The sequence below is a fragment of the Methylobacterium mesophilicum genome (assembly GCF_022179445.1).
Lineage (GTDB): Bacteria > Pseudomonadota > Alphaproteobacteria > Rhizobiales > Beijerinckiaceae > Methylobacterium > Methylobacterium mesophilicum.
On record NZ_BPQU01000036.1, the window covers coordinates 39,384 to 48,753 of the forward strand.

General features: G+C 71.1%; 9 protein-coding genes. 5 read left to right on the top strand and 4 right to left on the bottom strand.

Annotated elements, in window-relative coordinates:
* Nucleotides 1-3: 3 nt before the first annotated feature.
* The 3 genes from MFF40_RS24405 to MFF40_RS24415 all read right to left on the bottom strand — a co-directional run bounded on the left by MFF40_RS24405 (nt 4) and on the right by MFF40_RS24415 (nt 2,584).
* Nucleotides 4-759, bottom strand: a complete 756-nt coding sequence (locus MFF40_RS24405; RefSeq protein ID WP_238262565.1) for an amino acid ABC transporter ATP-binding protein — start codon at nt 757-759, stop codon at nt 4-6.
* Nucleotides 756-1,436, bottom strand: a complete 681-nt coding sequence (locus MFF40_RS24410) for an amino acid ABC transporter permease (RefSeq protein ID WP_147856460.1) — start codon at nt 1,434-1,436, stop codon at nt 756-758. Before MFF40_RS24410 ends, MFF40_RS24405 begins: the two co-directional genes overlap by 4 nt.
* A gap of 371 nt (nt 1,437-1,807) precedes the next feature.
* Complete coding sequence (locus MFF40_RS24415) at nt 1,808-2,584, bottom strand: amino acid ABC transporter substrate-binding protein (RefSeq protein ID WP_147899588.1); 777 nt, start codon at nt 2,582-2,584, stop codon at nt 1,808-1,810.
* Nucleotides 2,585-3,241: 657 nt separating this feature from the next.
* Here MFF40_RS24415 and MFF40_RS24420 point away from each other — a divergent pair.
* On the top strand, nt 3,242-4,168 hold the full coding sequence (locus MFF40_RS24420) for a dihydrodipicolinate synthase family protein (RefSeq protein ID WP_147899587.1): 927 nt from the start codon (nt 3,242-3,244) through the stop codon (nt 4,166-4,168).
* A gap of 262 nt (nt 4,169-4,430) precedes the next feature.
* Here the strand turns inward: MFF40_RS24420 and MFF40_RS24425 are convergent, their stop codons facing one another.
* Entirely contained in the window at nt 4,431-5,657 is a 1,227-nt protein-coding gene (locus MFF40_RS24425; RefSeq protein WP_238262566.1) for a pyridoxal phosphate-dependent aminotransferase, read from the bottom strand.
* Between the two features lie 231 nt (nt 5,658-5,888).
* Between MFF40_RS24425 and MFF40_RS24430 the strand changes: the two genes are divergently transcribed.
* The 4 genes from MFF40_RS24430 (at nt 5,889) to MFF40_RS24445 (ending at nt 9,157) form a co-directional block, all read left to right on the top strand.
* The gene (locus MFF40_RS24430; protein ID WP_238262567.1) at nt 5,889-7,307 is read left to right on the top strand and encodes a cytochrome ubiquinol oxidase subunit I; all 1,419 of its coding nucleotides are present in this window, start codon (nt 5,889-5,891) and stop codon (nt 7,305-7,307) included.
* Nucleotides 7,308-7,314: 7 nt separating this feature from the next.
* Nucleotides 7,315-8,322, top strand: a complete 1,008-nt coding sequence (cydB, locus tag MFF40_RS24435) for a cytochrome d ubiquinol oxidase subunit II (RefSeq protein ID WP_238262568.1) — start codon at nt 7,315-7,317, stop codon at nt 8,320-8,322.
* The gene (locus MFF40_RS24440) at nt 8,322-8,444 is read left to right on the top strand and encodes a DUF2474 domain-containing protein (RefSeq protein WP_238262569.1); all 123 of its coding nucleotides are present in this window, start codon (nt 8,322-8,324) and stop codon (nt 8,442-8,444) included. Before cydB ends, MFF40_RS24440 begins: the two co-directional genes overlap by 1 nt.
* 134 nt (nt 8,445-8,578) lie before the next feature.
* Complete coding sequence (locus MFF40_RS24445; RefSeq protein ID WP_147899329.1) at nt 8,579-9,157, top strand: GbsR/MarR family transcriptional regulator; 579 nt, start codon at nt 8,579-8,581, stop codon at nt 9,155-9,157.
* The last annotated feature ends 213 nt before the right edge of the window (nt 9,158-9,370 follow it).

Consider the following 9,370-nt stretch of genomic DNA (forward strand, 5'->3'; position numbering starts at 1 on the left):
GCCTCAGGCGCCGGCCTCGCCGAGCAGGGTCTGGACGAAGCGGCGGGTGCGCGGGTCGGCGGGCCGGGCGAACAGCTCGGCCGGCGGTCCCTGCTCGACCAGCGTGCCGCCGTCGAGGAACGCCACCGCGTCGGCGACCCGCCGGGCGAGGCGCAGGTCGTGGGTCGCCATCAGCATGGTCATGCCCTCGCGGGCCAGCCCGGCCAGCACGTCCACCACCTCGGCGGCGAGTTCGGGATCGAGCGCGGAGGTCGGCTCGTCGCACAGCAGCAGGCGCGGGGAGGGGGCGAGCGCCCGGGCGATCGCCACCCGCTGCTGCTGGCCGCCCGACAGGCTCGCCGGCCACGCCTCGGCCTTGTGGGCGAGGCCGACCCGCGCCAGCAATTCCAGCGCCCGGACCCGGGCCGCGGCCCGGGGCCATTTGCCGACCGTGATCAGCCCCTCGGTAATGTTCTCGATCACCGTGCGGTGGGGAAACAGCTGGAAGTTCTGGAACACCATGCCGGTCTGGCGCCGGACCGCCAGCAGGTCCCGCCGGGCCGGCGCCGTGCCGGCCCGGAAGGTGAGGCGCCGGTCGCCGAGCACCAGCGTGCCGGCCTGCGGGATCTCGAGCAGGTTCACGCAGCGCAGCAGGGTCGACTTGCCCGAGCCCGACGGGCCGATCAGCGCGGTGACCTTCCCCTCCGGCACCGTCAGGTCGATGCCGCGCAGGATCGGGGTGTCGCCGAACCGCTTCTCGATGGCCTGGAGGGCGATCACGCGCGCGCCTCCAGGTAGCCGCCGTAGCGCCCGAGGCGCCGCTCCAGCCCGCCCTGCAGCCAGGACAGGCCCGAGCACAGCACGAGGTAGATCAAGGCCGCCTCGGCGTAGAGGATCAGCGGCTCGTAGGTTACCGCCACGATGCGCTGGGCCGCCTGGAACATCTCCGGCACGGTGATCGCGGCGGCGAGCGAGGTGTCCTTCACGAGCGCGATGAAGCTGTTGGACAGGGACGGCACCGCCACCCGCCCCGCCTGGGGCAGGATCGTGCGGCGCAGGGCCTGGGCGGGGGTCATGCCGGTGGCGTAGGCGGCCTCCCACTGGCCCTTCGGGATCGACGCGATGGCGGCGCGCACGATCTCGGACGCGTAGGCGCCGACGTTGAGCGTGAAGCCGATCACCGCGGCCGGAAACGCGTCGATCAGGATGCCGGCGCTGGGCAGGCCGTAGAAGATCACGAACAGCTGCACGAGGAGCGGCGTGCCCCGGAAGATCCAGACATAGGTCCAGGCGAGCGCCGCCACCGGGCGCGGGCCGAACAGGCGCGCGAGCGCCACCGCCAGGCCGAGGCTCAGCCCGAGCCCGAAGGCGATGAGGGTCAGCGGCACGGTGAAGCGGAGACAGGCTTCGAGCAGCGGCCCGAGCGACTGGAGCATGAGGTCGAGCCAGTGCGGCACGGGACGGTGTTTCCTACGGGATCGGGCGACGGTCTATACGGGTTTGCGCCGCGGATCGCGCGGGATTTTGCCGGCTCTATCGGGGTCGGGCTGCTTCACGCACCGCGTTGCGGACCATCCACGCCTCGGAATGACGCCCTGTCCAGGCGTGACACGCGCGCGCCCCGCTGCGACCAGCAGAAGTTAAGGGAATCCGGATGTGGGGTGGGTCCCCTCTCCCGTGCGGGAGAGGGACAGGGTGAGGGATGCGACCTCTCCGGAAGACCCTGGTCCCTCACCCCGACCCTCTCCCGCTCGGGAGAGGGGGAATGTCGCGATCTGCGCGGACCGATATGGGCACGTCGTCGCCCTCAGAAGAGGAGGGCGCGCATCTACTGCGAAACGTCCGCCCCGAAATATTTCTGCGCGATCGCCGCGTAGCTGCCGTCGGCCTTGATCTCGGTCAGCGCCTTGTCGAGGGCGGCCTTCAGGTCGGGGTTGTTCTTGCGCAGGAGGATGCCGGACGCGTCGGCGTCGTCCTTCTGGGCCACGATCTTCACGGGGGCGTTCGGCTTCTGCTTGTGGAAGTCGAGGAAGGACAGGTTGTCGTTGAGGGTCGCGTCGGCGCGGCCGGTGATGACAAGCTGGATCGACTGGTCGAACCCGTCGGTGCCGACCAGCTCGGCCCCGGATTCGGTGGCGAGCCGCGCGAAGTTGCTGCTCAGGCTCTGGGCGGACTTCTTGCCCTTGAGGTCGGCGAACCCCTTGATCGTGCCGGTGTCGGCCCGGGTGATCAGCACCGCCCGGGAGCGGATATAGGGCTCGGAGAAGTCGAACTTCGCCTGGCGCTCCTTGGTGATGCCGACCTGGTTGATCACCACGTCGTAGCGCTTGGCGTCGAGCCCGGCGATCAGGCCGTCCCACTTGCCTTCGAGGAATTGCGGCGCGACGCCGAGTTTTTCCGCCACCTTGCGGCCGATCTCCACGTCGAAGCCGACCAGCGCCCCGGAGGCGTCGTGGAAGGAGAACGGCGCGTAGGTCCCCTCGGTGCCGATCCGCAGGGTCTTGGCGGCCCGGATCGCGTCGAGGTCGTCGGCCCGCGCGGAGACGCCGAGGAGCAGGGCGGCCGCGGCGAAGACGGCCGCGACGGAGGCGGGGACAAGACGCATCACGACGAACTCCAGGGCGAAAGCGTTGAAATCACGGACCCCGATCCCGCTCGCCCGTCCGGCAAGATCGTCCAGGACGACTCTGTCGCGACGCGCGGATCGGAGGTCCGGGGTGGCTCGTCGCCGCGTCGTCGCCGACCGGGCCGGGCCGCGTGTCCTATACCAAGCGGGGCGCACGGCGCCTACGCCGTGTCGGGGCGGCGCCGTCGCCCGAAAGCAGAGTCTTCCGGCTGGCCGCACCGGTCCAGGTGTTTGCGTCTTCGGAGGCGCGCCCCGCCCCGGACGGCCGGATCGTCGGGAACACCGGGCCTCGACGGCGCAAGACCTTGATCGACTGATGTTTCCGGTTCCCGGACCCCGCTGTGCGGTTCCGGCATGACCGGGTGATGATCAAACGCCTCTGTTGTGGATAGGGAATAAGATTTCCGGCGGCCGGACCGGGTTGTCCCTGCCGCCCAAGGCTTGCGCGGCCGGCCCGGGCGGATCGCAAACACAGCGCGGCTTTTGTCGAGCCGGCGCCGGGACGGGTGTTGATCTCGGATGATCCTTCGGCACAGTGCCGGCGTGGTGCCGATCCGGGGCTGGCCTCTCGTCCCGGTGGCGGCGCGGAATGGTCTATCGTTGTGAGTCGGGGGGCGCCCCGGCGGAGGATCGCGCATGAGCTCGCCTGCCCAGCCCTACCGGGGCGTCTTCCCGGTCGCCCCCACGGTGTTCGACGCCGCGGGCGCCCTCGATCTCGACGGGCAGCGCCGGGCGATCGACTTCATGATCGACGCCGGCAGCCACGGCCTCTGCATCCTGGCCAACTTCTCCGAGCAGTTCGTCCTCACCGACGCCGAGCGCGAGACCGTGATGGACGCGGTGCTCGACCACGTCGCCGGCCGGGTGCCGGTGATCGTGACGACCACGCACTTCGCCACCCAGGTCTGCGCCGAGCGCTCCCGCCGGGCGCAAGAAGCCGGCGCCGCCATGGTGATGGTCATGCCGCCCTATCACGGCGCCACGATCCGGGTGCCGGACATCGGCGTCTACGACTTCTTCCGCGGCGTCTCGGACGCGATCTCGATCCCGATCATGATCCAGGACGCCCCGGTGGCCGGCACGCCGCTCTCGGCCGCGTTCCTGGCCCGCATGGCCCGGGAGATCGAGCACGTCTCCTACTTCAAGATCGAGACCCCCGGAGCCGCCGGCAAGCTACGCGAGCTGATCGCGCAGGGCGGCGACGCGGTGGTCGGCCCCTGGGACGGCGAGGAGGCGATCACCCTGATGGCCGACCTCGATGCCGGCGCCACCGGGGCGATGACCGGCGGCGCCTATCCGGACGGCATCCGCCAGATCACCGACGCCTACGCGGCCGGCCGCCGGAGCGAGGCGCTCGACGCCTACGCGCGCTGGCTGCCGCTGATCAACCACGAGAACCGGCAATGCGGGCTCCTGGCCTGCAAGGCGCTGATGGCCGAGGGCGGCATCATCGCCCACGAGACCGCCCGCCTGCCGCTCCAGCCGCTCCACCCGGATACCCGCGCGGCGCTGATCGAATTGGCCCGGCGCAACGATGCGCTGGTGCTGCGCTGGGGGCGGTGAGGGTTATTTGCTGGGGGCGGGCGGCGGTCCGACGGACGCTCGGTCCTCCCTCGCTGTGAGGCGCACATCGGCGTCAGTAAGACGCGACGGACTCCCTCTCCCGTGCGGGAGAGGGTTGGGGTGAGGGGCCAGGTCTGTCCGGATACGGCGCATCCCTCACCCTGTCCCTCTCCCGCACGGGAGAGGGGACCCGCGCTTCATCCGACGAGCGAGGCGAGGGGATCCCCACGCTTACGCCGGAGCTGAAACGCCGCCCTCCGGATCAGTTCGCCCGACCGGCCGAACCCCGCCCCAACACCCCCGACAACCGCCGCACCGCCTCCCGCGCCAGGTCCGGGCTGATGGCGAAGCAGATGCGGACCAGGCCCTCGCCCGCGGGGCCGAAGGCGGTGCCCGGGGCGACGCCGACCTTGGCGTCGCGCAGCAGGCGGAACGCCAGGTCGAGGCTCGGCTCGTCGCCGGCGATCCGGGGCATGAGGTAGAAGGCGCCCTCCGGCGGCGCCACCGTCACGCCGGGCAGGCGCGCGAGGCCTTCCACCAGGATCGTCCGAGCCTCGGCGCAGCGGTCGACCATGGTGCGGATGAAGCCGTCGCCCTCCTCGAGCGCCGCGACGCAGGCGTGCTGGATGAAGGTCGGGATCGAGGTGGTGCTGTACTGGCCGAGCTTGGCGAAGGTCGGCGCCAGGCCCCGGGGGAAGATCACCCAGCCGGCGCGCCAGCCGGTCATCGCCCAGTTCTTCGAGAAGGTGTTGGTGACGATCAGGCGGTCGTCCTCCGTGCAGATCTGCAGGAAGGACGGCGCGATCTGGTTGCCGTAGGTGAAGTGCGCGTAGACCTCGTCCGACAGGATCCACAGGCCGCGCGCGCGGGCGAGGTCGCGCAGGGCCGTCATCTCCGAGAGCGGCATGGTCCAGCCCGTCGGGTTCGAGGGCGAGTTGACCATGATCACCCGGGTGCGCGGCGTCAGCGCCGCCACGATGTCGGCGAGCGGCAGCGTGAAGCGCCCGTCCGGCTGGATCCGGTAGGGCACCGTCACCGGCACGCCGCCGGTGATGCGGACCGCCTCGGCGAGGTTCGGCCAGGCGGGGGACGGGATGATGATCTCGTCGCCCGGCTCCAGCAGCGCCTGCGCGGCCTGCATGATCGCGTTCATGCCGCCGGCCGTGACGGCGAAGCGGTCGGCCGGGACGTTCACGCCCCAGTGCCGGGCGTGGTAGGCGCCGAGCGCCGCCCGCAGGGCCGGAAGGCCCAGCGACGTGGTGTAGCGGGTGTGCCCGGCCTGCATCGCCCGGTGCGCCGCCTCGACGATGAAGGGCGGCGTCGGCAGGTCGCCCTCGCCGATCCAGAGCTTGACCACGTCCGGGTCGTCCCGGCCGCGATCCGCCACCAGGCCGATCTGGCTCGTGCCGATGCCGCGGATGCGCTCCGAGAGCGCGGCGGACAGGTCGACGGGCGTGTCGAGGGCGGCGGCGGCAACGGGTTCGAGCATGGGGCGACGGGTCTCGTGGTGTCCGGGGAGCGGCGCAGGGCGCGGCGCGCGGGTGGGTACCCAACTTGCAAGCGCCCGGCCGTTTTGGGGAATCGCCCCGAGCCTGCCGCGTCCGGCCGCGCGCGTCCAGGGCCGGCGTCGCCGCGATGGCTGTCCTGTCATTATCGACATTTCAGAAATTTCTGAAAATGCTATAAGCCGAGTCGCAGATCCCGAGCCGGGAGACCCGTCGTGCTCGACACCCTCGATCCCCTGATCCTCGCCCGCATCCAGTTCGGCTTCACGGTGGCGTTCCACATCGTGTTCCCGGCCTTCTCGATCGGGCTGGCGAGCTTCCTGGCCGTGCTGGAGGGCCTGTGGCTCGCCACCGGCCGGCAGGTCTTCATGGACCTGTTCAAGTACTGGCTGAAGATCTTCGCCATCGCGTTCGCCATGGGCGTCGTCTCCGGCCTGGTGATGTCCTACCAGTTCGGCACCAACTGGTCGGTCTTCTCCGACAAGACCGGCCCGGTGCTGGGCCCGATGATGGCCTACGAGGTGCTGTCGGCCTTCTTCCTGGAGGCGGGCTTCCTCGGGGTGATGCTGTTCGGCATGCGCAAGGTCGGGCCGCGGCTCCACTTCGCCGCGACCCTGATGGTGGCGTTCGGGACCTTCTTCTCGGCGTTCTGGATCCTGTCGGTGAACTCGTGGATGCAGACGCCGGCGGGGTACGGCACCAACGCCGAGGGCCAGTTCGTGCCGCTGGACTGGTGGGCGATCGTGTTCAACCCGTCCTTCCCGTACCGGCTCGTCCACATGGTGCTGGCGGCCTACCTGACGACCGCGCTCGTGGTCGGCGCGGTGGGCGCCTGGCACCTGCTGCGCGACCGGGCGAACCCGGCGGCCCGGACGATGTTCTCGATGGCGATGTGGATGGCCGCCCTGGTGGCGCCGGCCCAGATCCTCGCCGGCGACGCCCACGGGCTCAACACCCTGGAGCACCAGCCCGCCAAGGTCATGGCCATGGAGGGCCACTTCCAGAGCCATCCGGACGGGGCGCCGCTGGTGCTGTTCGGCCTGCCCGACCAGGAGGCGGGCACGGTCCGCTACGCGGTGGAGATCCCGAAGCTGTCCTCGCTGGTGCTCAAGCACAGCCTGGACGCGCCGCTCGCCGGCCTCGACAGCCTGCCTCGGACGGACTGGCCGCCGGTGCCGATCGTGTTCTGGTCGTTCCGCATCATGGTCGGGCTCGGCATGCTGATGCTGCTGCTCGGGGCCCTGAGCCTGCTCGCGCGCTGGCGCGGGGCGCTCTACCGGTGGCGCCCGCTGCACCGCTTCGCCCTCGCCATGGGCCCGGCCGGCTTCGTGGCGGTGCTGGCCGGCTGGATCACCACCGAGGTCGGGCGCCAGCCCTACACGGTCTACGGCCTGCTGCGGACCGCGCAATCCGCCTCGCCGCTCCACGGCCCGGCGGTGGCCGCCTCGCTCACCGTCTTCGTGGTGATCTATTTTTCCGTCTTCGCCATGGGGGTTCTGTACATCCTGCGCCTGATGGCCCAGGCGCCCCATGCCGGCGAGTCCGGGATCGAGCCCGGCGCGCCGATCCGCACCGCCGGCATCACCCCCGCCCCGTCGGTCGATCCCGACCGCCACCTCCAGCCGGCCGAGTGAGGCAGCCATGGTCTACAGCGTCGATCTCACCGTGATCTGGGCGTTCGTGATCGCCTTCGCGGTCTTCGCCTACATCGTCATGGACGGCTTCGATCTCGGCATCGGCATCCTGTTCCCGGCCCTGCGGCCGGGGCCGGAGCGCGACACCGCGATGAACTCGGTCGCCCCGGTCTGGGACGGCAACGAGACCTGGCTGGTGTTGGGCGGCGGCGGGCTGTTCGCAGCCTTCCCGTTGGCCTACGCGGTGATCCTGCCGGCGCTCTACGCGCCGATCATCGCGATGCTGCTCGGGCTGATCTTCCGGGGCGTCGCCTTCGAGTTCCGCTGGCGCGATCCCGGCCACCGGGCGGCCTGGGACGTCGCCTTCACGGGCGGCTCGCTGGTGGCGGCGTTCGCCCAGGGGATCGCGCTCGGCGCGCTGCTGCAGGGCATCGCGGTCGAGGGCCGGGCCTATGCCGGCGGCTGGTGGGACTGGCTGACGCCGTTCAGCCTGCTGGTCGGCGCGAGCCTCGTGATCGCGTACGCGCTCCTCGGGGCGACCTGGCTGGTGATGCGCACGGAGGGGCTGCTCCAGCTCCAGGCCCGCCGCCTGGCCCTGCGCCTGACCATCGCCACCGTGGCGGCGATCGCGCTGGTCAGCGCCGCGACGCCGTTCCTGCAGGGGCGCTACTTCGCGCGCTGGCTGGCGATGCCGAACGTGCTCGTCACCGCGCAGGTGCCGCTGCTCGTGGCGCTGGCCGCCGTCGCCCTGTGGCGGACCCTGCGGGGCGGCGGCGAGCGGGCCCCGTTCCTGATCGCGCTCGGCCTGTTCGCCCTGTCGTTCCTGGGGCTGGGCATCAGCATCTTCCCCGACGTGGTGCCGGGCCGGATCACGATCTGGCAGGCCGCCGCCCCCGCCTCGAGCCAGATGTTCATGCTGGTCGGGGCCTCGGTCCTGATCCCGATCATCCTGATCTACACCGCGTATTCCTACTGGGTGTTCCGCGGCAAGGTCGACGCGCACGGGTATCACTGATGACGCCCGCGCCCCCGCCGCCCCTGTGGAAGCGCCTCGCCTGGTTCGTGGGCCTCTGGGCCGGGAGCATCCTCGGCCTCGGCGCCGTGGCGACGCTCCTGCGGTTCTGGCTCAAGAGCTGATAAGCCGGCGCTCACGCCTCGATCGAACGCGCTCGCCTCCGTCGAACCGGTCTCCACGTCGGCGGCGCGCGCTCCGAACCCCCGCCTCGAACCCCCGCCCGCTTTGGGGGCTCACCGTCCGACGGATCGCCGCCGTGCACCTGCCTCCCCTGGTCCAGACCTTCGTGCTGCATTTCGGCGAGATGGGGTCTCGCTGGGGCATCAACCGGACCGTGGGGCAGATCTACGCCCTGCTGTTCGTGGCCGAGCGCCCGCTCAACGCCGACGAGATGGTCGAGCGGCTGGGCGTCTCCCGCTCCAACGTCAGCATGGGGCTCAAGGAGCTGCAGGCCTGGAACCTGGTGCGGCTGCAGCACGTGCCCGGCGACCGGCGGGACTATTTCGCCACCCCGGAGGACATCTGGCAGATCGTCCGCACCCTGGTGGAGGAGCGCAAGAAGCGCGAGATCGACCCCACCCTGACCCTGCTGCGCGAGCTTCTGATGCAGGAGGCCGAATCCGAGGTCGAGCGCCACGCGCAAGGCCGGCTCCGGGAGATGCACGACCTCTTCGAGCTCTTCGCCGGCTGGTACGCCGACGTCCGCCGCCTCGACACCGAGCGCCTGGTGCAACTCCTCACCCTCGGCGCCAAGGTGCAGAAGGTGCTGGCCATGAAGGACCGCCTGACCGGCTTGCCCGGCCGCCTCGGCGGGCGGGGCGGCCGTGTGGAGTGAGGGGAGCGTGCCGAGCCGCGACGGAGGATTCCCGCGCGCGGCGAACGGTCCGCCGCCGCGAGGGCACGACAGTCGATACGGGAGCGGCCTCGCGATCCCTCAAGACTGGGCTGTACCGCCGCATATCGAGCTGCCGTGCTCACGCGTGATCCCCGCCGCGCCCCGGGCTGTTCAGAACCTGACCGTGAAGGCGCCCTTTGCGGCGTGGTCCTG

Coding starts and splice junctions, on each gene's coding strand:
- cydB (WP_238262568.1), top strand. CDS start 7,315: ATGGTCTACAGCGTCGATCTCACCGTGATCTGGGCGTTCGTGATCGCC.
- MFF40_RS24420 (WP_147899587.1), top strand. CDS start 3,242: ATGAGCTCGCCTGCCCAGCCCTACCGGGGCGTCTTCCCGGTCGCCCCC.
- MFF40_RS24440 (WP_238262569.1), top strand. CDS start 8,322: ATGACGCCCGCGCCCCCGCCGCCCCTGTGGAAGCGCCTCGCCTGGTTC.
- MFF40_RS24415 (WP_147899588.1), bottom strand. CDS start 2,584: ATGCGTCTTGTCCCCGCCTCCGTCGCGGCCGTCTTCGCCGCGGCCGCC.
- MFF40_RS24425 (WP_238262566.1), bottom strand. CDS start 5,657: ATGCTCGAACCCGTTGCCGCCGCCGCCCTCGACACGCCCGTCGACCTG.